The organism is Oleiphilus sp. HI0043, from assembly GCF_001634935.1.
The window spans coordinates 1-23,236 of sequence record NZ_LWEY01001267.1; the positions used below are offsets into that span (position 1 = coordinate 1).

Genomic DNA, 23,236 nt, shown 5'->3' on the forward strand with positions numbered 1-23,236 from the left:
AAAGCTATTATGACAAGCCAGATAGGTATTCCCCCCCACTCTTAGCCCACTCTGGATCAATAAAACCTCTAGGTATCGCACACTCAAGCAGGTTATTTAAAGCTCTTCACGAGACTTATTCAGATTTGAACAATTAAGATTCTTGGAAGCAAGGTCGTTTTTCAAGAGAAGATGGCCTCAAACTGGACATAAGCAAAATATAGGAAGGGAGGTGCGAACACCTCCCGTTAGGCCTTACTGCCCCGTAAAGTTAGAAGCCAAGTACTTTCCGTTGATCGTAAAGAAAACGTAAAGCGTTTGCTTTTTAGGGTCTTCGATGGACTCATTCTCAAATGTAACGACCCATTCTGGGCCATGTCCGAATGATTTTTCCTCGACTGATTTAGAAGTTACGCTAGACCAAGATGCGTCAATTTTGCCCTTCTTGGCCAACTTCCAGACATGCTTTGTTGCTTTATTGATAGCTTGCTCACTAGTGATAGGTTTATGTTGATGCCCGTGGGAATGACCACTTCCTGGTCCTGCCAATGCAGTTTGCCCGAATAGAAACATAACTAAGATCAATGGAGCGCTAATTAAGTATTTCATAAATATTCCTCTTTAAATTATTGTCGTTTTAGTCAATTGAGTCGTGAGAAGTTCTCGGTCTTTGATTCGTCATTTCGCTCTCTATTTCACTCTCCATGTCACTAGACATTTTCTCGTGTTCATGTAGATGGTTGTCGGTGCTAAAGCCGAAATCATCTGGGTGGGAGGTGTGCGAGTATCCATGCAATTGCTGCAACAGCAGCAAAACACCAAGCGATATTAGAAAAACATTCGCTGCATTACTGAAGTTTTTAAATGACTTGGTTTTGCGCCAAATAGCCAATAAACCAAGCATGACAGTCAATGCGGCAATTTGACCAAGTTCTACACCTAAGTTGAACGAAAGAATTTTAAGCACTAACCCTTCTTCAGATAACGGGAGCATTTGTAGGCGGGTTGAAAGACCAAAGCCATGAATCAAACCAAAAACGAAGACAATCAAAAGCAGATTCGGAGAAGCGATGTTTAAATACTTCTTAAACCCACCCAGATTATCAAAACCTTTGTATATGACGGTCAACGCAATGACTGCATCTACAAGATAGTAATTTGCTTGGATCTGATAAAGCGTTGCAAAAAGCAGCGTGATCGAATGACCAATTGTAAAAGCAGTGACAAACTTAACAATGTCATTAAATCGAGTCAGAAAGAAAACAACCCCAAAAAGAAAGAGTAAATGGTCATAACCGGTGACCATGTGGCTTGCGCCTAACTCAATAAAATCCCAGTTAGTTGCTTCTAAGGCTTTTGCCTTATCTGCTTCGGACATGCCATGCCCGAAAACGACGCTACAGATAAAATAGAAACCAACGGCGATGGGCCATCGGCATTTTTTAAATACGGATAACATTATTTACCTCAATAATAAGTTCTAGCTTACGCTAGTAAAATTTTATGTTTTAAACGAGAGAGGGAAATAATTTTGGCGGTGCTCTAGCCTTAACATTAGAGCGAAAATGGAAGCTGCGATATGCAAAGGACTTGTCAAAATAGAACTGAGTGACGTTTTTCTGTTCATCGCACGAAAAACTAGTGACTAAGACTGCTTGAGGCTCTAGGTCATTGAGCCACTTTACATATTTAACGATCCAGTCTTGGCTTAGCTCGACGACCTGGTTCGTGTGACTATTTTGATCAAAAGCATCAGCATGATGAGACGCAACATTGTGCGAATGTGCTACTTGTGCGTGGGAATGGCCCGCCCCGTCATGATTATGGCTGGATGCCAAATGAATATGCGCCGAAGCAGACTGCATTGTCAGAAATGCAATCGCTAAGAAAAGTTGCCAGATTTTGCTTGTCAAAATAGTGCGCATGAACGAGCCACATATTTGGGATCAATGGATTATAATGACGGATTCATTTCGATACTATCAATTATTCATGAAGGAATATTTAAAAATAAACGTAGTAAGAGATAATATTCATACCAAAAGAGAGGGTCAGCCTCAAGGAGAAGTCTTCCGTACTATCAGGCACCAAAGGCTTCTAAGGTGTTAATAAATATTGTGCGACAGCCTTTAAGTCGTTCCAGCTCATGTATCCGGTGCTATGCTCTACTACCTCACTCATACTGCCGCCAAACACATCGCCATCATGTTTGATTCCGGTCTGTAAGGCGTAGGCAAGATCATCCTCAGTCCAGCCATTTTCCTTTAGATTAGCCGCCGTGATAGCAGGAACCTTATTGTTGTTAGCATCATAACCACCAGCAAAAGTCTCTTGACTGTTCAAAGCGCCAAAAAGATTCCTTGGTGTATGGCAAGCGCCGCAGTGTGCGGCTACCTCAACCAGGAATTTTCCTCGATTGAGCTGATCGACTGACGCTGAATTCGCCACTGAAGCAGATGGGCTAAAAAACATGGCTCGCCATAGCTTTAAACCTTCACGAAAATTGAATGGAAACCTTATAGACTGCTCGGGGTCTGGTTCAGCGACTGGCGGTACGGTTTGAAACGCCACCCATAAATCGGCTACATCTTGATCAGAAAACTTCTCGTAAAACGTGTATGGAAAAGCCGGATAATACGGCTTTCCTTCAGGTGAAATACCTTCTCTTAGTGCTGTCGAAAATTGTTGAAATGTCCACGCCCCAATACCATGTTTCGGGTCTGAAGTTAGGTTTGGCGCACGAAAATCACCGAAAGGCGTGGTTAAAGGTTTTCCTCCTGCTAAGAATTTACCGCCGGAATCGATATCAGTATGACAAGCTATACACCCTGATATTCGCGCCAAGTATGCGCCACGAGCTGTATTTCCATTCATACCTTCTGAACTAAAACTTGGAGACAGGGGCAGCCAAAGCCTATATAGAAGCCCCCCCCCTAAAAGCAATAGAAGTAAGCAAAAGCTGTAGTAGCGGCGAGGCATTCCTGTCATTTCTCGATGCGGTATTTTTTATGGCACGAAGCACAGCTCTGCCCAATCATACGAAACAAGCCAGCGCTCGGTTTGGAAGCAAGGTGTTCATCACTCATGTTGTCTAGCCCCCGTTGCGCTCCCATTGCTGCTTGACCTTGGGCACCCATCATTCCCTGGCCTCTCATTTGCTCCCCCATGCGACCATTCATAGGGCCCGATTCTCCCATCATGCTATGGCCGGACATATGATTTGAATTACCCATCATGGTATTCCCCATACCATTTTCTGGTTCCACATTCTGATTGTTGGCAGCTCCATCGTGCAAGGCCTGCCCTAAGCGTTCTAGATTGCGTGCTAAGCGCTGAAAATTCTCCCACTCATTCCATATTTCAGCAGTCGCCTCGCTAGGCATATTTAAACTGCCATCGGGAAAAAGCTTTGTCATATGCTCGCCAGAATGATCTCGGATCAGAAGCGCATTCCTCTTTACAGTTTCAGCGTCGTATTCTTTTTGCCCTCGCATAATCGGTTTTAGCTCTTTCATAGCGCCTTTTAGATTATCCATTAAATCCATACGCTCTTTAATAATACCGGTCGCCCCGCCATGGCCATAAGCGACAGCTGAAATGGAAAAAATAACCAAAATTATAATCACTGCATTTCTGTTCATGAACTCGTACCTAATCAATTTTCCACCAAGCGTTAGTTGAAGCTTACGCCTATAAATCACTTAATTTAATCTCTCTAGTTAACTACGAAAATGCCTTCAGGTGAAGCAAAACCAAACTAGCGGGTCGTTTCTCACTATAGTAAACACAAGAATTGCATATGTTGAGGTCTATTTATACATAAGGTGTCAGACAGACAATCGTGTGCGTCAGCACGATTATGTTTATACTCTCGAATATACTCTACCGATCATTACCCGGCTTGCTGGCCCTGACCACAGTCCGAAACTTATATAAGGCAAAAACCTAGTATGACCATCGACGCAAAAACGGTCTCGGCAGTACCCACCAATATCATCACCGGCTTCCTCGGTGTCGGAAAAACTTCTGCGATTCTGAACTTACTCAAACAAAAACCCGATAACGAACGATGGGCGGTACTCGTCAATGAATTTGGCGAAATTGGTGTAGACGGCAGTTTTTTTCAAGGTCAGAGCTCTCAAGAACAAGGCGTATTTATCAAAGAGGTGCCAGGCGGCTGTATGTGCTGTGCATCGGGCTTACCGATGCAAATTGCCTTAAACCAATTGCTTTCGCGCGCTAAACCAGACCGTTTGTTGATAGAGCCAACTGGGCTAGGCCACCCAATAGAAGTCTTAGAAGTACTGTCGGCAGAACACTATCAACAAGTACTCTCCCTACAAAAGACCCTCACATTGGTCGATGCACGCAAGCTAAGCGATGAGCGCTACACCCAGCATGATACCTTCAATCAACAGATATTGATTGCTGATATGATCATTGGCAACAAAAGTGACCTTTACCAAGACGGAGATGAAGCACAACTCACCCAATATATTAAGAAAACAATGGATAAAGCCCCTCCTGTTGTACTAACAAGTTATGGAAATATCGACATCGCACTTTTGAATGGGCCGACGTCTTCAGTGGTAACAGCCAAACATCACCATCATGAATCTGACGCACCTAGATTACTCATGGACTCGCCTATTCCGGAAACAGGATTTTTAAAAGCAACAAATAAGGGAGAGGGCTACGAAAGTATCGGCTGGCGCTTTTCGCCAGATAAGACCTTTAGCCATGCTGCACTTTTCAACTTCTTGAGTGGAGTCAATGCTGAACGAATGAAAGCCGTGTTTATCACTGACGAGGGAGTATTCGGCTATAACCTAACAACAGATGCCTTAACCGAGGTAGCACTGGATGAATGCCTGGAAAGCCGAATTGAGATTATTGGCAAGGGCTTAGCCTCTGATATCGAAACTGAACTGTTGGCTTGCATGTCAGAGCTCAACTAGTCTTTTCGAAAACGCTCTTTTAGATAATTTAAAGTACTTTGACCCCTTAAGGTCGCATCGGCGTGATTCGATTCATTAACCAAGCTATTCGCTATCAGAGGATTTTCCTAAGTGCTTGCTAACCACAAAAGCCAGATAGCCAACAAGGGGTCTTGGAAAGTCATGCGCCATCCCTTCTATCTCGCGGAATTCAGCACCTTCAATCAGTTCAGCATTTTTTCTTCCGAACTTGATAGGAATGAGCCGATCTTCGGCACCATGAATAATCAAAGTGGGTACATTGACTCGCTGTGTAATCTTTTTGGTTTTCTTAGTCGCTACAATCGCAGAAAGCTGTCTTTTTGTACCGTACTTTTCAGCATCACGCGCCAGAGCTTTCCGGAGTCGAGATTCTAACTCTTCTTGCTTTGGCGGGTGAGTCCTGCTGCTAATCAAACGGACGGTTTCCATTTTCAGGTCTAGCTGTTCTTCTTCGGCAGCCTGGCTCGACTTAAGCAAATGAAGCCCCAGCTTCATATTCCAAGGCATCACTAAACCACGACTATCTGCCGTAGACATGATCGAGGTTAAGCTAATAATACGATCATGATAAATACCAGCAATGATTTGAGCGATCATGCCACCCATTGAAGCTCCGACAATATGGGCCTGTTTACACTTTAGGTGGTCAAGCAGACAGACCGCGTCGTGGGCCATATGATATAGATCGTAGGGTGCGTCTATCTTCAAGCCAAACCAGTTTGCCAATACCTGTTTCAACACACGAGGAGCTGCATAGTGATCAAACTTGGTAGAAAGGCCAATATCGCGATTATCAAATCGGATAACGTAATAACCTTCTTCAGCAAGCAGATGACAGAACCGGTCAGGCCAAACAATCATCTGGGCACCTAAACCCATAATCAGAAGTACGGCAGGCCTTTTAGGGTTTCCGAAGGTCTCGTATTCAATACTTACATCGTTACATACAGCTTTAGGCATGGTGACAGCACGGAGGAAAAAACAATAACAATGGGTTTAAGTTTAGATGCCGATCGGAGATACGATGTGAAGGTTTTGTGTCAGTTCGGGCAATACAATTCGGTGGCAATGACCAGTTTGCCTTAGCGAGTTTCACTTGATATTTGTTCATATTGGGAATATATTCCCAATATGAACAAAGAAACGTTAAGCTACAAAAACACCTTAAGCCAATGTGTCATCTTTATGATGAAACCTTTGGTGCGCATACTCCTGAGGTCAGGAGTCGGTTTCTCTGACTTTGCCGAATGGGTAAAACATGCCTATGTGGCCGTTGCAGAAGAAGAGTTCACTGTCGATGGAAAGCCCCAGAGCACCTCTAGAATTTCGATTTTAAGCGGACTTCATCGAAAAGAGGTTGCACGAATTCGTAAAGAACTTGATGAAAGCAAGATTCCCACCACAACCACACCTGCCAACCGGGCAGAGAGAGTCATTAACGCATGGCTTAGGGAGCCGGCTTATAGCCGCGATCAAAACGCACCGCTAGACCTCCCTTTTAGCTCGAGTAACGCTGACACACCAAGTTTTGAGTCTTTAGTCAAAGAATATAGTGGCGATATTCATACAACGACCTTACTTGAAGAACTTACCCGTTTAGGTGCAGTGGAGAAACTTGAAAATGAACACCTACGGCTAAACCAATCCGGCTATATCCCGATACCCGAAAGCCTTGATCAGATTGAAGTCGCCGCACAATCAGCACACGATTTAATATCCACACTAAGCAACAATTTAAATCCAGATTCAGACGAACCTCGCTTCCAACGATCTGTTGCTTACTTGCACCTATCAAGTGACTCTATTCAAGAATTTAAACAATACAGCAAAAAAGAAAATGAAAAATTGTTGCTCAAGCTGAATAAGTGGCTTGCACAGCACGACATGCCATTAGCCGAACAAAAACACGCTTCCAATCAGTACAGAGCGGGAGTTGGAATTTATTATTTCGAAGAGCTCAACAATAAATCGAGCCAAGTTTAAAGGACCAACTGCAATGGACATTCAACATAAACTTAAGCCAAGTTTGTTTCTTCTCACCTTGAGCTTACTGTCATCTGTTTTCGTTGGCTGTAGTGAGTCCGAGAATGATGGCGGAATTACCGGAACGGGCGGCCCTCTGGAAAGCTACTTAAAGCACGGAATTGCTTCGAATAACCAGAACCCTAGCTATTGCGATATTTGCCTCGATGCCCCCGTACTCGAAAGCGATGGAAGTGCAGATGCCTCTTCTGACGAGTCAAGCGATAGCTACTCCCGAACTAATACTCAAGAAACAGGAGTCGATGAACTCGACTGGCTTAAGACCGACGGAAACCTGATATACAGCTACAATGGAGGTTCCGACATCAATATATTTGAATTATCGGAACAGACAGGTAAACACGAAGCGCTCAATACCATTACCCTCTCTACTTCACGTCATTACTTACAGGGCTTGTATCTGGAAGAAACACTCGAAAACAAAAAACTTATTTCAATCGCTAACGAATACGCTCAAGTCTATAGCGACTACTTCTGGCACTGGAGTGATAGCCGTATCAGTATTGATATGTATGACGTGGAAACACCTGAATCCACCATAGACAAAACCACATCTATACAGATAGAGGGTCAGTATGTCAGCAGCCGAAAAATCGGCTCAAAGCTCTATATCATTAGCCAATACAGTGCCTACCTCGACGACTATGTAATCTATCCCTATGAAGAAGATGATATTAGCCGTAACGAGTCATTAATCAGCAAGGCCACATTAGAAGACCTACTCCCAAGCGTCACCTTAAATGGCCAAACAAAGATTTTACTAGGTGAAAATGATTGCCATATTCCTAACGAGCCAGAAGATTCAACACAACCTACCCTGGCTATCGTTACTAAAATCGACCTTGGCGCTTCACATGATATGGCGCTTTCAGATATAAAATCCAGCTGCATCGCCGCCCCCATTGCCACAATCTACGCATCATTGAACGCCGTGTATATGGTAGAAAATGAATACAGTTACGAAAACGCAAATGATTCATCTTATAGCAGTACGGTCTACAAGCTAGACTATTCGGACAATGGTCTAGAGTTTGCTGGAAGCGTAGCCCTAAGCGGCCAAGTAGGCTGGAATGAACAGTTCAGACTTAGCGAGTATCAGGATCATCTGCGAGTCGTGACCACTGACCATTCCAGCACAGAGAGAAATATACATCGGCTACATACCATCAATATTGATGATACAGAGCTGAACCTGAATGCAACAATCCCTAATGAATCGGCTCCGGAAGCTATCGGAAAACCAGGAGAGTCAATCTACAGTGTTCGATTTGACGGTGACAAAGCTTATATCGTGACCTTTAGACAAATCGACCCATTTTATGTACTTGACTTATCTAATCACGACTCTCCTCGCGTCGCAGGTGAATTAGAACTGCCCGGCTTTTCAAACTACCTTCACCCCTTCGGCGATACACTTGTCTTTGGCCTAGGCCGCGGCTCGGAAGGTGGCGTCGCAACAAATAATATCAAACTCGCACTGTTTGACGTGAGCGATATGAGCAACCCGCTATTAGTGAATGAAGTACTGCTTGAAGGCGACACATCATATTCTCCTGCCGAATACACTCATACGGCCTTAAGTATCTTACCCGGCAACGATGAACACTCATGGCGTCTAGGTTTTTCAGCGAGCATATTAGAGGACTGGCAGTGGCAAAAAGACGCCTACTATCTTTTTGAGGTCAGAGATACTGAACACCCTGAGGGTGCTAGTCTAAATCAAGCCGGAAGCATAGTCGGTAGCGAACTCGGCACCGGGCAGTCAGGTAGTTATTACTATTCATCCTACGACCGAGGGGTTCTCACTGGCACTCACGTTCACTACTCTCATAGAGGATACTTGATCACAGAATTGTGGGATGACCTGGCTAACCCCGCTGACTGAATGAAACCCTTTTTTAAGCTTGTCGAAGCGTCAAGCTTACTTAGATGTAGGTGCAAACATTACATTTTCGACGCTACGTTTTGCCGGTTGATAAGTGTTCACTTTATGCTCGGCAGGGTAACCGATCGAAAGACCGCATAGCAGTTTATAGTCTTCTTCTATATCGAAATGCTTTTTGATCGGACTTGCCCAAGTGGCAATAGCGGCTTGAGGACAGGACCCCAACCCTTCTTCTACGGCAGCGAGCATGAGTGATTGCATAAAGATACCGGCGTCCAAAGCACTATAAAGACCAAGTTTGTCATTGATAAATATAAAAATTGCAGTGGGCGCACCAAAAAACTCAAAATTCTTTTGCATTTGCGCCTCACGTGCCTCGTAGTCACTTCTTTCAATGCCCAGTGTTTCGTATAGCCCCATGCCACAATCAAACTTGCGTTTCTTAAGCTCATCAGGGTAACTGACGTCGGGGTTATAATCGCCGTCGGGCAAAACACCACTTGTTAACCCCTGCCAAATTTTGCTTGGTAACGGAAGGCGCTTAATCCGGCTAGCTTTGGCGAACTTGCTAGATAATTCGTCAGCTATCTTATTTTTTGTGCTACCGCTAGCAATTGCAATTCGATAAGGTTGAGAGTTACCTCCACTGGGTGATAGCAATGCTTTGCTGATAACGCGCTCCAAGACATCATCCGGAATACTTACAGGTGTGAATTGACGAATGCTACGGCGCGTCTTCAAGGCTTCAGAAAGTTTCATAATTCGTCCTCATGTACCAATATTTCGAAGGTGTGTATGCAAGTATAAGCACGGGCTATTGGTTTATATATAACCTATAATGAAAGATACTATTGCGTTATCTGCAACTTCTCCCAGAAATGCACGTTAATGACACGCAGAAGAAGCTCGTCGTAAATGACGTATTATCGGTTTATCAGGCGGTCAAGGCAGGTATGGGAATCTCTATGCTCCCCAGTTATCTTATCGAAGAGGACATTAAAGCCGGGAGACTCGTCGAACTGTTCTCAGGACAAAAGAATACCCCCATGAAGTTTTTTTACTGTTCCCCTCAACTGAGTTTATGCCTTTAAAGTTACGCGTTTTTATAGATTTTATGTTAGATCAATTTGTCGATGCGTCTTAATACTCAAGGTGAGTGTCAGCTTGGCCAGATTCGATTAAAAGGTTGACGCCGCAATGTCGAATACCGGTTCGAGAAAAAAGCTTCGAATTCCAAACTACTCAAAACAGCAAGATGAGCAAATCAGCCGAGTTTGACCTCATTCACTTATCAACAGTCACCATGAGATATCGCTGCCAAAATACCTTTCATTGCCACATCTCTAACCCTGTCTATACTGAATACAAAAAGAACAAGCCATTCCTTCAATCAAACGGCCTTCAATATGTTTCGCGATGCAACAATACGTCTAAAAGTAATATCTGGATTTGCCCTATCCACACTCGTTATCCTTTTGGTTGGACTGATCGGTTTTAATGGTATTAGTAAGCTATCAGATAACCTATCATTTATCGTGGGTCCAGCATGGGACAGCGCTGATGGAGCGATGGAGGCAGAAATTGGTCTGGAAGCTCAAATGCTTGCAGTAGAGAAAATCTTTCAAGGTTATCATTACGATAAAGGGCTAGAGTCAATCAAGGAAGCCCAACAAAGCACCGATGAAGCGATAGATCAGCTCCGCGATGCAGGGCTCATGGACGCCACTCAAATCGAAAATTTTTCCTTAAACAAAAGTCAGTATAAAAAGCTGCTCGAAGAAGTGCTAAAAGAGTATAAAGACTTTGCCTTCTTAAAATATCAATATGATGAAAATGCAGAAAAATTCGTCAAACTAAGTAGCGAAATAGAAGCAATCGGAGATTCAACGGTCGAACAACTAGAAAAGTCCCCCTCTCAATTAGTCACATGGGATACTGGCCTAGATAATATGTGGTTGGCTGCCGATGGCGCAATGGAGTCTAGTATCGGCTTACTCTCTGGTCTCTACCATATGGCTCGTTTTATCGCAAAGAGCGAAGAGCATAGTGCCGCACAATACAATCTGAACGAAGCGCTCGCATTCCAAAAAGAAGCAGCAAAGGAAATGTTCAGTACTGGTGCATTCAAATTAAATGCAGGAAGCAAATGGCAAAACCTTAGTTATGAAGAGGCCTACACAAAACACTTAGACAAACATGAAGAACTAACAAAAAAGCTGTTTGCAGCAACTCACGCATATCAAACAACTCATATCAAATACATCACAATTGCTGACCAACTCCTGGTGCAGTTGGGTAAATTTGAAGAAAGCGGAGATCGAGTAGTTGAAAATGAAGTCGATGTCATTAATCAAATTCAACAGGCGACACTAAGCGTTATGACGATGACTGCAATTGGCGGCGTCGTGGTTGTGATTATCTTCTCTTTACTTCTACTGCGCTCAATCCTCAGCCCCTTAAACGAAATTAGCACGCGAATTGAAGACATAGCACAAGGAGAAGGAGACCTCACACTGCGTCTCAACATGGAGTCAAAGGATGAACTCGGCACCCTAGGAAATCACTTTGACAGCTTCCTTGATAACATCCATAACATTATTAGCCAGGTATCTAGTCGTTCTGTAACAATGTCGGCAGAGATCACGGAAATGGACAACGTTGCTCAACGAACAAATGAGAGTGTAGACGAACAAAGACGTCAAACAGACCTAATCGCTACAGCCATCAATCAGATGTCCTCAAGTGGTCGAGAAATTGCTCAAAATACCGAAAATGCGGCGAGAAGTGCGACCGAAGCGAAAATTGTCAGTGAAGAAGCCGAACAAATTGTCACCGAAGCAATCTCGACTATCGGCAGTTTATCAGCTGAAATTGAGGATGCCACAGGCGTCATCTCAACACTTGAAGATGAGGTCAATCAAATTGTAAACGTCCTCAACGTGATCGTTGGAATCGCGGAACAAACAAACCTCCTTGCTCTCAATGCCGCAATCGAAGCTGCGCGAGCAGGTGAGCACGGTAGAGGATTTGCTGTTGTTGCTGATGAAGTTAGAGGCTTGGCAGGACGCACTCAACAAAGCACAGAAGAAATACAAGAAATGATTGATCGACTCAAAAGTGGATCACAGAGAGCCGTCGAAGTCATGACACGAAGTAATGAACAAAGTCAAAGTACCGTTCGTCAAAGTGAACAAGTACAACGATCACTTAACCAAATTGCTTCTTCGATTTCAGTTATAAATGAGATTAACCAACTAGTAGCAAGCGCTTCAGAAGAACAGTCATGCGTGTGTGAAGAAATGGAGAAGAATGTTCAAACGGTTGTTGAAGTCGCCACCACGACCAGCGAGGGCATGGAACAAACTTCTGCAAGCTGCCAACAAGCAAACCAACTAAATCAGGATTTGTCCGACTTAGTTAACCGCTTTAAGGTCTGAGCAAGCTTATTCAATTGCTCAATAAAAAGGAAACTGATAGTCACTGCTGTATCATATTTTTTTAATCGTTCTATGTATACGAATCGATTAACTAGGTCTATATAGGAAACGCAAAGACACAGCAGAGATTAGGTTTACTACTCACCTAAGTCGAGACAAGTAGATCTCATAAATTTCAGAGGGACTATAAACCAAACCGCTTACATTGGTTAAAATTAGATCCCTCCGTCGCTTTTTGACTACTGCATGCTTTGTATTTGTACGCCGTGTAGATATCGACCCGATTCGATCTGGGTTGTTCGTACAACCGTCGCCTTGCTAACCAAGTCGGGCACTATTCCCATCTCTGAGCGGATACAGGCCTCAATACATTCACCTGCGTTAATCGCCCTATCAAGTTCAACTTGCATGCCATTTACACTAAGATCGAGGCAAGTGCCCTCAATATAGTTTCCAGTATCCAGTTTTACCTGGATAGGCGTGTCTAGCTTCATACGGATATGGTCACGTTTCTCATCATAATTTCTAACATTGATCATAGATAATTCCTCAACAACTGGATGCAGGACTGCTCAAGGCCTAAAAGTCAGACTCTTGAACCAACACTAAATATTAATCAAAGGTCGTACCGTAAAAACAGATACTTCTTACCATCAACACCTTGCGGCACACTTCTAGAATTTGAATAAAGCAAGGCACTAATAATTGGTCAAAAAAACGGCAATGATCATCCGAGTGGGAATTGGCGTCTGAGTAAAGTGCCTCTCCCCCTTTATTTCTCTTCTCATTGACATTACTGGTAATGACATTAGGATACTTAGCCTGAAACGTATCACCATCCTAAAAGAGTATTATCACACATGAAAAAATTCTGGCTCATGCTACCTGTGCTGTTTGCACTAGCTTTAAACGCCACGCACGTCGATGCCAAAAAGTTCGGCGGCGGAAAGTCGTTTGGAAAGCTATTTCAAACCAAGCCTTCTCCTGCTAAAAAAGCTGCGCCAAATAATTCAGGAGCTGCAAAACAGAAAGCGCCGGCCAAGGGCGGTATGGCGAAAGGTTTAATGGGTGGCCTTCTCGCTGGTGGCTTAATTGCAGCTTTAATGGGTGGAGCATTTGAAGGCATTCAAATCATGGATATAATTCTGCTCGCTTTGGTGGCCTTTATTCTGATTCGCTTATTTAAAGGTATGATGCAAGCTAAAGCAGCCTCCATGGAGCCTCAACCAGCTTATTCTACAAATCAATTCAGACAAGAGAGCCAAACAGACGCCCAACCAAGCAAGTTCTTGGCGGGTCAGTTTCCTCAGTCATCTTCCGGCAATCAGCCAACAGCTAACCAGAACAACGATGCTACCTTTAATGAAGAGCAAACTTCAGGGTTTGGTTCGTATAATGATGTACCTTATAACCTGCCTGCAGACTTTGATATCAACAATTTTTTGGCCGGCGCTCGTGAGCATTACCGTACCATCCAGCTAGCCTGGAATGAGAATGATCTAAGTAAAATTGAGGAGTACGTTAGCTCAGAGTTGTTTTCCCATTTAAAAGAAGAACGTGCAGCGCTTGAAGGTGAACAGCACACGAATGTGCTGTTTATTGATGCCCAGATCGTCAGAGCTGACCAATCAGCAGGCTTGGCAGAGCTAAGCATTCAGTTTAGTGGGCGCTATAGTGATGAAACCGAAGGAGTTGAAGAGGATATTACAGATCTTTGGCACTTAACCAGAGACACCCGCGATAACAATGCGCCTTGGTTAATCGTAGGAATCGAAAACTAAGCTATAGTTTCTAACAACTTCCTGACCATAAAAGCAGCTTACATACAACTGCCATAGGATCTTTATGTTTAGAATTTTAGTGCTGATCGTATTTTTAATTTCATGCCTGGTGGCGTTTATAAAGGCTGATAAATGGCCACGATGGAAACAACTTACAGTTATTTTCATCCCGACGATTATGCTATTCTGCTTTGCTTTAGTGCTTGAAACTTTAAACTGACCCTTTGGTTTTTCATTAAATATAATACGCTTATAAAGGTAGAAAGTGAGCCTGTTTTTATACTGCAGCGAGAAAGGCTTAACGTGGTTGCGAGAAGGGAAGCTACCTTTCTTAGAAGCCTCATCATTGATGGACCCATTCGTTAGCAATGAAGCCCTTAATCATCAGCCTGATGGGTCAATCGCTGTTTCAGATGAAGAGTTCAGAGTTGAATTGAAAGCTCAATTCGCGGCGCTACCAGAGTCTTTATCAAGCCTGATGAGCTTTGAGTATTTTGAAGAACAATCCCAAAGCAAACGAGCCAGTATTGAAGCACAAATAAGACAACGTTCTGTACCGCAAGTGAGTACAGTGTCGGCTAAACAACAGAAAAATCTAACACTGCTATGCTTATCTGAAAGAGCAGATAACTCGCTACTCTGGCAGTATCAAGCGGCTAATCACCGAGGTATGGTCATCGAACTAGACCAAACTCATGAGTTTTTTACCGCCCCTCAATACCGAGATGCCCCTCAAATGTTTCAGCCAGTGAAGTATAGTGCAGAGCGTCCGTTAAAGCTGAAAGACTCACATCCTTTCATTTCACTATTTCACCGTAGTGAACACTTTTCTCATGAGCAAGAGTGGCGCTTATTACGGCCGGCATCAGTGAGTGACAAGCTCATAAACGTCGATGAACTCAGTATTCACCTTCATAAAATCCCCAATACGGTGATCAAGTCCGTCACCTGCGGGGCAAATATGACAGCGGAACTAAAAAAAGCGCTCGTTAACCTCTTGAGCACTGACTTACGCTACCGACATGCTGAGCTTATGGAGTGCCGGCTGGACCCCGGCCAATATATACTCCATCGCACAGCCATTGATTGAGATAAAGTCAACTTGAACTAAGCGACCTTAACTTGCTCAGCTGCTTCCTGGTTAGCCATATACTCTTCGTAAGTGCCTTGAAAATCTATCAAGCCCTGGTCTTTAATTTCGATGACGCGTGTTGCCAGTGATGAGACAAACTCTCGGTCGTGGCTAACAAAAATCAAAGTGCCATCAAAGTTTTTAAGCGCTTCGTTCAGAGCTTCAATGGCTTCCATATCCATGTGGTTGGTCGGCTCATCCATAATCAGAATATTTAGGTCCTGCATCATTAACTTGCCAAACAACAAGCGGTTTTTCTCACCACCTGAGCAGACTTTGGCTTTCTTGTTAACGTCATCTTCGGTAAAGAGCATTCGACCTAACATACCGCGAACCATTAAATCGTTATGCTTTGCAGTACGCCACTGAGACATCCAGTCAAAGAGGTTTAGGTCACTGTCGAAATCTTTCGTGCTGTCCTGCGGGCAGTAGCCTAATACGGCATTTTCAGCCCACTTTACTTCACCCGTATTGGCTTGAATCTCATTCATCAAACAACGTAAGAAAGTTGACTTCCCCACCCCGTTCTCACCAATCACCGCAAGCTTTGCGCCCGCTTCTAGAATCAGGTCACCACCCGAGAAGAGTGTCTCACCGTCAAAGCCATGACCTAAGTCTTCCAGCACCAAGGCTTGGCGATGCAATTTCTTATCTTGCTTGAAACTAATGGAAGGTGTTAAACGGCTAGACGATTTGACTTCATCTAGCGTTATCTTATCTAGCTTTTTAGCACGAGAGCTGGCTTGTTTAGCTTTCGACGCATTGGCTGAAAAGCGGTTAACAAAGGCTTGAAGCTCATCAATTTCGGCACTCTTTTTAGCATTCTCGGCAAATAGTTGCTCACGTATTAGTGTTGAGGCTGCCGTAAAGGCTTCATAGTTGCCCGGGTAAATACGTAACTCGCCATAATCGATATCCGCCATATGCGTGCACACAGAATTCAAGAAATGGCGATCGTGCGAGATGATAATCATCGTACATTTTCGCTCATTCAAAACCGTACCGAGCCACTCAATGGTATGAATGTCCAGGTTGTTGGTCGGTTCGTCCAAAAGCAAAATATCAGGGTTCGCGAACAAAGCCTGAGCTAATAACACTCTTAACTTCCAACCTGGTGCAACTTGTGCCATCAAACCAAAGTGGAATTCTTCAGCAATACCCGCTGATAGTAATATTTCCCCGGCTCGACTCTCCGCACTGTAGCCGTCCATCTCCGCAAATTGCGTTTCCAATTCAGCGACCTTCATGCCATCTTCTTCAGACATTTCAGGTAGGCTGTAGATACGATCACGCTCTTGTTTCACTTTCCACAGCTCAACATCACCCATGATCACTGCATCGACAACGCTGTACTCTTCGAAGGCAAACTGATCCTGGCTTAGTACACCGACCTTTTCACCTGGTGTTATAGAAACGTTACCGGACGTTGGTGTTAACTCACCACTCAGGATTTTCATAAAGGTTGATTTACCGCAACCATTAGCCCCGATTAAACCATAGCGATTACCGTTACCAAATTTAGCTGAAATGTTCTCGAACAAAGGTTCAGCACCAAACTGCATGGTGATATTAGCGGTAGAAATCAAGAGAGCGTCCTAGGTATTTGAAGGTGAGAGGCTCAGCTTGAATGTCTTTCAATCGGTTTTAGCAAAGAGTGACAGAAGCTTAAGCACAAAGGGGCGCGAACTATAAAGACTTGGGGCTAGAAAGTCGAGACAAATTGACTATAAAACATACAAGACTGTCGAAGTAAGCCTGGCCGTTACTCCTGTTCTGCATCCACACCATAATGTCTACGCATAAGGTAGGCATAAGCTGTAGTAAATGCGGCTTCTTGCATCACTTTCAGGCCTGTTTCTTCAAAAGGTACCGGGATAGGGTTTTTCTTAACAGCTGCTTTGATATCAACTGGGGTTATCAAGCGAACATCGACTCCATCAATCAGTTCAATTGCAGCCTCCATTTTGAAACCAATCGCACCACCGGCAAACTTACCTTTTGTCGGTCTCTCTCGAATAATTACGGTATCTATTTGATAGTCTGTCATCAGTTTGGCAAACGTAGCCTGAAAGTACTTTAGACTATGGCTCTTCTCTAGCGTCACTTTTCTTACGCGACAGTCAGGGATATCGAATATCTCATCATCCATGGACAAGAGACAAATAATCGCATCACTACCCTTTAATTCAACACCACATACTTTCATAACTAAATCTCAATATTAGGAATGGCTGCATTGTAGGTAAATCTGCACGCTAATGAAATGATCAATAGCTGTTGGCGTATAGATTTCATGACAGATCAAGTAAAGCCCGGAATTAAACAGCCTAGCGGTGTCATATATCAAGTTCAAGATAAAGCCGCTACACTGCACGCCATTTTCCCACTATCAATAATCGAGATATCCATGAGCTTTCAAACCCTAGGTCTTTCCCCTCAATTATTGACTCATCTGCTTGAGCTCGGCTACCTTGACGCAACGCCTATCCAACAAGCAGCTATTCCTGAAGTTCTCGCCGGCCACGATGTGATGGCTGGGGCACAAACCGGTACGGGCAAAACCGCAGCCTTTGCCCTTCCCATTATTCAAAAACTTATTGATGCTCAAAACACCCTTAAGCCAATTAATGACAACATTGAAGAAAGCTCCTGCCAGTCACCCAAAGCCTTAGTATTAACACCTACACGAGAATTAGCACTACAAGTATTCAATAGCATAAATACTTACAGCCACAACACAAATATTCAGTCAGCTATCGCCTATGGCGGCGTTAGCTTGAACCCACAAATACAAGCTATCAAAAAGGGGGTGAGTATTGTGGTGGCTACACCTGGACGTTTACTCGACTTGCTCATGAAGGAGTGTATCGACTTAAATCACATTGAGTTCCTAGTATTTGATGAAGCAGACCGTATGCTAGACATGGGTTTCATTAATGATATAAATCGTATTTTGAGGGGCATGCCTAAACAGCGGCAAACCCTGCTATTCTCTGCAACCTTCGATCAGGCTATTTTCGATCTGAGCAAAAAATTATTAAAAGACCCCAAGCTCATTGAAGTCGATGCTCGCAATACCGCCGCTAAGAAAGTTGAACAAATGGTCTACACCGTCGACAAGGATCGCAAGCGCGAATTAACGTCTTACTTAATTGGCTCTAAAAATTGGCAGCAGGTACTCATCTTTACACGCACCAAGCAAGCCGCTGACGAGCTCTCCAAAGAAATGATCAAGGATGGGCTCAAGACGGCAGCTATTCATGGTGACAAGTCTCAAGGCGCTCGTGAGCGTGCACTGGAAGACTTCAAGCAAAACAAACTACGCGCCTTAGTTGCAACGGATGTCGCTGCTCGAGGGCTGGATATTGACCAGCTCAAGTATGTCATCAATTACGAACTACCTTACGTTGCGGAGGATTATATTCATCGCATAGGGCGCACCGGCAGAGCTGGCCAAGAAGGCCTGGCAATATCGTTGTTAAGCTTAGGTGAAGAGTATTTACTAGAAGAAATTGAAGCCGTGCTTGATGAACGTTTGCCGCAACAGTGGTTACCCGGCTATGAACCTGATTTAACAAAAGAAGTTAAAACATCGAAAAAGAATTCCCGCACCGCTCAGAAGAAACGTCGAAAAGATAGAGCGTACGGTAAGAAACGAAAGTAAGAGGAAAAAGGAGCTGTGTCAAAACCTAGCGTTGAGATAAACCGCTAGTCGCTTTGATGTTCTAACACAGCTTATTAGGAAAGGCCTTGCCTAAATAAGATAAGTAACTGGTAGTTATTTAACCGTGACCACTGGTCACAAGTCAAGTTAGAAGTGCTAAAAAGAGGCCAAATGGGGAGAAAAGGTTTATCCCATCTGTGGGATGATATAAAAAACGCGTACCAACTTATCCCCTACACAGGAAACAGTTCAATACGCGTCTTTTTCGCAATGCGATATTACATCGCAATGATCAAGGCTTAGACTTTCTGCAACCAGCCAAACTTATCTTCTGCCTTACCCCATTGAATATCATTTAGTGCCTGGCGAAGTTTTAAGGTGGTTTCACCTGCCTCACCAGAACCTACTGTAATTTCTTCATCATTATGAATTAAGGTGCCAACAGGCGTTAATACTGCGGCAGTACCAGAAAGCGCGGCTTCGGTACCTGGCTTTTGTGCGCGTTCAATCAATTCACTTACCGTGAAATCACGTTCGCTCACGGTCATTCCCATATCGCGGGCAATCGTTAATATTGAGTCACGAGTAATGCCGTGTAAGAAAGAACTATCCAAGGCCTTAGTTATGATCTCGTTTCCATCAATCAGAATGAAGTTTGCTGCACCGGTTTCCTGTACATCACCATTCGGGCAGAAAAGCACTTGATCAGCATTGTTAGTGTTGCGTGCACGAGCAATTGGGCCTAATGCACTGGCATAGTTACCACCACTCTTAATCATTCCCATATGAGGAGCACAACGCATACCGTCTTCTTCTAGCAATAGCCTTAAGGGCTTAACGCCACCAGAAAAGTAATCACCTACGGGTGATAACAAAACATATAGAAGCGACGTCGCAGAAGAGACCGCGGCTTTTCCAATGCTTGGTTCCGTGCCGATATGAGTCGGACGAATATACATAGAACCTGGCGCTTCAGGTACGTCTTCTACATAAAGTCCGACGATTTCTTTAATCATATCGCCTAATTGTTCTTTGTTAATTTCGGGTAGGAATAATAAATCTGTACTCTGGGCCATACGCTGAACATTGGCATCCATACGAAAAATATTAATGCTGCCATCTTTATGCTTAAATGCTTTCAAGCCTTCAAAGCATGTACTGGAATAATGCAAGACATGGGCACCCGGGTGTAATTCCAGTTTATCGGATGAAATGATACTTGAAGAGGTCCAAGAATTGTTTTCGTAGCTTGCCAGTGCCATTTTAGGCATGAAAACGGTTCCAAATGCGGCCATTACTATTCCTAAGTCTGTAAATGGAAGCCTTGAAATAAGCTTCCGGAATCAATTTTGCTCGGTGTGAATTGCTTATCGCAGCGATATTTTTCAGCAGACTGCACTCAATTCATAAAATTCTGCCTAGTATAAACTACCTAGATCGCCAATCAATGACGATATATCAATAAAGTTGCAAGTATGGCCCTTCAAAAAAGCTCTACCCACCCAACAAGATGAGTATGCCCTAAGCTGGAGGCCACACACCCAGGAATCCAAGCTAAATGTCAAAGTCATGGTAGAATGTCGGCATAAACATTACACTGCCCACAGTTTAAACTCTCTAGCGCAAACAGCGCTCACCCAAGCAGGACTTCCGATGAAAAAAACTTATCAATTAGCTCACCCAAAAATCAAAGTGCCTCGCGTTGTCGACTCAGTAAAACATGACATCAGAAAGTTTCTCAAAAAGGAACGTAAGAAGCCTCTACCTTCTGGCACTAAATATTGGGGTTTTGATTGTAAGTTTGGTCAATCAGAAGAAGCGGCTGTGGAAATTCAGCTGCCCTCTTTGATGAGCCATATCGATGAACTGGTTGCGAATAACATTATGACTATCTACGTGGAAATCACTGCTAAAGCCGTTTCACCTGATGGCAATTCGATTCAACAGGAATATTAGACAGTAAACCCTAAGGCAGCGTGACTCAAAGGTAAAAAGAAATGATGAACACCAAGATATATAAAGCCGTCCACGGGCTTGCAGAAAAGCTAATGGCAGCAGCGAAAAAAGATGACCAAGAAACCTTTGATTCGCTCTACTCTGAACTCAAGGCGATCTGTCTAGATAATGAAGATACAGATAAGGATCACCCTGTTCAATGGGAAACATTAGCTGACTTTTCAGAAGACTTAAGCGATGCGATAGCCATTTATGAAAAGGCCCTAAAGAAGTCTGTCGATATTAATTCAAAAGACCATATGTCTTCAGTGGCATACTCAATGGCGACCTTGCAGGTCGAGCTCGGCCAGACTGAGGAAGCAATCAAAAACCTGCAAAACGCTAAAGTTAGCGCCAATAAAATTGAAGATGACTCACTTAAACGAGAGATCAACGAATTACTTGATTCCTTAGCAAGCCCGATGGAATAAGCATAACCGGGCACACTTTATTCGCCCTTAAGATAGTTTCAATAAGTACTTTTGTGGCGACACCCAGAACTCTACTGTTCTGGCAAAGCCCCTAAGTCATCAAACCATCATCCTTTTGTCACCAAACTGTCACTTCAAACATGAATAGTTTGTACATAAATTGTACAAATCCAAGTATGTATTGATATGACAAAAATCAAGGTGAGCATTGTTACTGAAACCTACTACCCTGAAGTAAATGGCGTTGCCAATACCTTGAAGTACTGGGTTGAAGGACTTCAAAATAAGGGTATCTACACTCAAATCATCAGACCCAAGCAGAATCCTGATGATGCCTCAGTGGAAAGTGATCAATGCGAGACCTATACAGTTGCCGGACTTCCTATACCGAGATACAAGGAGCTCAAGTTTGGCCTACCTTGTAAAAGGAAGCTAGTAAGTCTATGGAAGAAATCTCCACCTTCTGCCATTTATGTCGCGACCGAAGGCCCCCTTGGTCTTTCAGCTGTTCGTGCAGCTAAGAAACTGAATATTCCTATACTTAGCGGCTTCCATACTAATTTCCAGTCCTACAGTAAGTACTACGGCCTAGGGTTTCTCGAACCTTTAATATTTGGCTTCCTGAGGTATTTTCACAACCAGACACGTGGAACGATCGTGCCTACGAAAAAACAGCAGGAATGGCTAAGTCGAAAAGGGTTTGAAAATGTCAGTGTGCTCAGTCGCGGAATCGATTCTTCGCGGTTTACACCAAGTAAACGCTGTTCTCGCCTTCGTGAAAGATGGCATGTGACAGATGGGCAAGTCGTTTGCCTCTATGTCGGCCGAGTTGCAGGAGAAAAAAATATTGCCTTGGCTATCAAGGCCTATGAGAACGTCACCGCCACTCATCCGGACTGTGTTTTCGTCGTCGTTGGTGATGGCCCCTTAAGAAAAACCTTGGAAAGTGAACACCCTGGCATCCGTTTCGTTGGAATGAAAACGGGTGAAGAGCTAGCCAAGTATTATGCCTCAGCAGACCTTTTTCTATTTCCAAGCAAAACCGACACCTTTGGTAATGTTGTGACTGAAGCAATGGCAAGCAGGCTGGGTATCGTTGCATTTAATGACGCCGCTGCGAAGGAACACTTAAGCCATGGCAATTCGGCATATATCGCAAATTTAGACAATGACGAAGCCTTCATTCAATTGACTCTGGAAGCAATCGAAAGCTCTTCCGAGCTGGAAAAAATTCGTGAAAATGCCTATCAATTGGCACAAACAATTACCTGGAACAATATCGTCAATCAGTTCGTCAAAAAGTTACTCGAAAAGCCACCCTTAAGGCTAGGAGATGAGACACATGAATCCTCTCAAAACATCAACAGCATTTAATAAGCTCAATAGCTGGGATATTGCAGCTTGCCTGTACCTTAATCATTTTTGTCGCACTAAAACGGTTAACACCTTCTTTGCAATAATCAGCCGCTTAGGGGATGGTGTTTTCTGGTATAGTCTCGCGCTTGTCCTGCCAATCTTATATGGTGAAGAAGGTCTACTTTTATCAGGGTTGATGATAACGGCGGGCGGTGCTTGCCTACTGATCTATAAGCAACTTAAAAAGAAACTAGTAAGAGAACGACCATTTATCCGCTCAAAAGATGTCTATAAAGGCTGCGCACCTTTAGATCAATACAGCTTTCCTTCTGGACACACAATGCACGCGGCCTGCTTCTCGACTGTTGTGCTATGGCACCTGCCAGAGTTCGCTGTATTATTGGTACCCTTCTCTATTCTAATTGCCCTCTCGAGAATGGTACTCGGCCTTCACTATCCGACAGATGTATTGTGTGGCGCGGGATTAGGTATATTGCTGGCATCAATTGCAAACTACTTAAGCCCCGTACTCTTCTAAACCAGCGCTACTGGCC

At 43.7% G+C, this 23,236-nt stretch carries 23 protein-coding genes; 12 read left to right on the forward strand and 11 right to left on the reverse strand.

The window, feature by feature from the left end:
* Positions 1–234: 234 nt before the first annotated feature.
* The 5 genes from A3729_RS16320 to A3729_RS16345 all read right to left on the reverse strand — a co-directional run bounded on the left by A3729_RS16320 (position 235) and on the right by A3729_RS16345 (position 3,620).
* The gene (locus tag A3729_RS16320; RefSeq protein WP_068510782.1) at positions 235–588 is read right to left on the reverse strand and encodes a DUF6488 family protein; all 354 of its coding nucleotides are present in this window, start codon (positions 586–588) and stop codon (positions 235–237) included.
* Positions 589–616: 28 nt separating this feature from the next.
* Positions 617–1,357: a HupE/UreJ family protein gene (locus tag A3729_RS16325; protein ID WP_082880592.1), complete on the reverse strand. Its 741-nt coding sequence runs from the start codon at positions 1,355–1,357 to the stop codon at positions 617–619.
* Between the two features lie 130 nt (positions 1,358–1,487).
* Positions 1,488–1,904: a hypothetical protein gene (locus A3729_RS16330; protein WP_068634087.1), complete on the reverse strand. Its 417-nt coding sequence runs from the start codon at positions 1,902–1,904 to the stop codon at positions 1,488–1,490.
* Between the two features lie 172 nt (positions 1,905–2,076).
* Positions 2,077–2,853: a cytochrome c gene (locus A3729_RS16340; RefSeq protein ID WP_231872315.1), complete on the reverse strand. Its 777-nt coding sequence runs from the start codon at positions 2,851–2,853 to the stop codon at positions 2,077–2,079.
* 110 nt (positions 2,854–2,963) lie between these two features.
* Positions 2,964–3,620, reverse strand: a complete 657-nt coding sequence (locus A3729_RS16345) for a cytochrome c (RefSeq protein ID WP_068509435.1) — start codon at positions 3,618–3,620, stop codon at positions 2,964–2,966.
* Between the two features lie 309 nt (positions 3,621–3,929).
* Between A3729_RS16345 and A3729_RS16350 the strand changes: the two genes are divergently transcribed.
* Complete coding sequence (locus A3729_RS16350; RefSeq protein WP_068509437.1) at positions 3,930–4,937, forward strand: GTP-binding protein; 1,008 nt, start codon at positions 3,930–3,932, stop codon at positions 4,935–4,937.
* Positions 4,938–5,021: 84 nt separating this feature from the next.
* Here the strand turns inward: A3729_RS16350 and A3729_RS16355 are convergent, their stop codons facing one another.
* A complete protein-coding gene (locus A3729_RS16355; protein ID WP_068509440.1) occupies positions 5,022–5,918 on the reverse strand; it encodes an alpha/beta fold hydrolase in 897 nt (298 codons plus the stop codon).
* Positions 5,919–6,089: 171 nt separating this feature from the next.
* Here A3729_RS16355 and A3729_RS16360 point away from each other — a divergent pair, with 171 nt between their 5' ends.
* The gene (locus A3729_RS16360; RefSeq protein WP_068509442.1) at positions 6,090–6,941 is read left to right on the forward strand and encodes a DUF6502 family protein; all 852 of its coding nucleotides are present in this window, start codon (positions 6,090–6,092) and stop codon (positions 6,939–6,941) included.
* A 13-nt stretch (positions 6,942–6,954) separates the two neighbouring features.
* Positions 6,955–8,886, forward strand: a complete 1,932-nt coding sequence (locus A3729_RS16365; RefSeq protein ID WP_068509444.1) for a beta-propeller domain-containing protein — start codon at positions 6,955–6,957, stop codon at positions 8,884–8,886.
* 36 nt (positions 8,887–8,922) lie between these two features.
* Here A3729_RS16365 and A3729_RS16370 read toward each other — a convergent pair whose 3' ends face one another.
* Entirely contained in the window at positions 8,923–9,645 is a 723-nt protein-coding gene (locus A3729_RS16370) for a nitroreductase (protein ID WP_068509447.1), read from the reverse strand.
* A gap of 119 nt (positions 9,646–9,764) precedes the next feature.
* Here A3729_RS16370 and A3729_RS34645 point away from each other — a divergent pair, with 119 nt between their 5' ends.
* Entirely contained in the window at positions 9,765–9,977 is a 213-nt protein-coding gene (locus tag A3729_RS34645) for a LysR substrate-binding domain-containing protein (RefSeq protein ID WP_068509449.1), read from the forward strand.
* A 315-nt stretch (positions 9,978–10,292) separates the two neighbouring features.
* Positions 10,293–12,323 (forward strand): methyl-accepting chemotaxis protein, encoded by a 2,031-nt coding sequence (locus A3729_RS16380; RefSeq protein ID WP_068509451.1) that lies wholly within the window; start codon positions 10,293–10,295, stop codon positions 12,321–12,323.
* A 239-nt stretch (positions 12,324–12,562) separates the two neighbouring features.
* Here A3729_RS16380 and A3729_RS16385 read toward each other — a convergent pair whose 3' ends face one another.
* A complete protein-coding gene (locus A3729_RS16385) occupies positions 12,563–12,862 on the reverse strand; it encodes a PilZ domain-containing protein (protein WP_068509454.1) in 300 nt (99 codons plus the stop codon).
* A 321-nt stretch (positions 12,863–13,183) separates the two neighbouring features.
* Between A3729_RS16385 and A3729_RS16390 the strand changes: the two genes are divergently transcribed.
* Both A3729_RS16390 and A3729_RS16395 read left to right on the forward strand, forming a co-directional pair.
* Positions 13,184–14,104 carry a Tim44 domain-containing protein gene (locus tag A3729_RS16390; RefSeq protein ID WP_068509456.1) on the forward strand — a complete coding sequence of 307 codons (921 nt, stop codon included), beginning with the start codon at positions 13,184–13,186 and terminating at the stop codon, positions 14,102–14,104.
* Between the two features lie 265 nt (positions 14,105–14,369).
* Positions 14,370–15,194, forward strand: a complete 825-nt coding sequence (locus A3729_RS16395; RefSeq protein ID WP_068509459.1) for a DUF2971 domain-containing protein — start codon at positions 14,370–14,372, stop codon at positions 15,192–15,194.
* 17 nt (positions 15,195–15,211) lie between these two features.
* Here the strand turns inward: A3729_RS16395 and A3729_RS16400 are convergent, their stop codons facing one another.
* Positions 15,212–16,822, reverse strand: coding sequence for an ABC-F family ATPase (locus A3729_RS16400; protein ID WP_082865154.1), 1,611 nt, complete (start codon positions 16,820–16,822; stop codon positions 15,212–15,214).
* Positions 16,823–16,998: 176 nt separating this feature from the next.
* The gene (locus A3729_RS16405) at positions 16,999–17,442 is read right to left on the reverse strand and encodes a DUF3010 family protein (RefSeq protein WP_068509463.1); all 444 of its coding nucleotides are present in this window, start codon (positions 17,440–17,442) and stop codon (positions 16,999–17,001) included.
* A gap of 201 nt (positions 17,443–17,643) precedes the next feature.
* Here A3729_RS16405 and A3729_RS16410 point away from each other — a divergent pair, with 201 nt between their 5' ends.
* Positions 17,644–18,900: a DEAD/DEAH box helicase gene (locus tag A3729_RS16410; RefSeq protein WP_068509505.1), complete on the forward strand. Its 1,257-nt coding sequence runs from the start codon at positions 17,644–17,646 to the stop codon at positions 18,898–18,900.
* Between the two features lie 299 nt (positions 18,901–19,199).
* Here A3729_RS16410 and A3729_RS16415 read toward each other — a convergent pair whose 3' ends face one another.
* Positions 19,200–20,195 (reverse strand): branched-chain amino acid aminotransferase, encoded by a 996-nt coding sequence (locus tag A3729_RS16415; protein WP_068509465.1) that lies wholly within the window; start codon positions 20,193–20,195, stop codon positions 19,200–19,202.
* A 358-nt stretch (positions 20,196–20,553) separates the two neighbouring features.
* Here A3729_RS16415 and A3729_RS16420 point away from each other — a divergent pair, with 358 nt between their 5' ends.
* The 4 genes from A3729_RS16420 to A3729_RS16435 all read left to right on the forward strand — a co-directional run bounded on the left by A3729_RS16420 (position 20,554) and on the right by A3729_RS16435 (position 23,220).
* Positions 20,554–20,856, forward strand: coding sequence for a DUF6172 family protein (locus A3729_RS16420; protein WP_068509467.1), 303 nt, complete (start codon positions 20,554–20,556; stop codon positions 20,854–20,856).
* A 41-nt stretch (positions 20,857–20,897) separates the two neighbouring features.
* The gene (locus A3729_RS16425) at positions 20,898–21,326 is read left to right on the forward strand and encodes a tetratricopeptide repeat protein (protein WP_068509469.1); all 429 of its coding nucleotides are present in this window, start codon (positions 20,898–20,900) and stop codon (positions 21,324–21,326) included.
* 186 nt (positions 21,327–21,512) lie between these two features.
* The gene (locus A3729_RS16430; protein WP_068509471.1) at positions 21,513–22,700 is read left to right on the forward strand and encodes a glycosyltransferase family 1 protein; all 1,188 of its coding nucleotides are present in this window, start codon (positions 21,513–21,515) and stop codon (positions 22,698–22,700) included.
* Positions 22,669–23,220: a phosphatase PAP2 family protein gene (locus A3729_RS16435; RefSeq protein ID WP_068509473.1), complete on the forward strand. Its 552-nt coding sequence runs from the start codon at positions 22,669–22,671 to the stop codon at positions 23,218–23,220. The genes A3729_RS16430 and A3729_RS16435 overlap by 32 nt, the downstream gene beginning before the upstream one ends.
* The last annotated feature ends 16 nt before the right edge of the window (positions 23,221–23,236 follow it).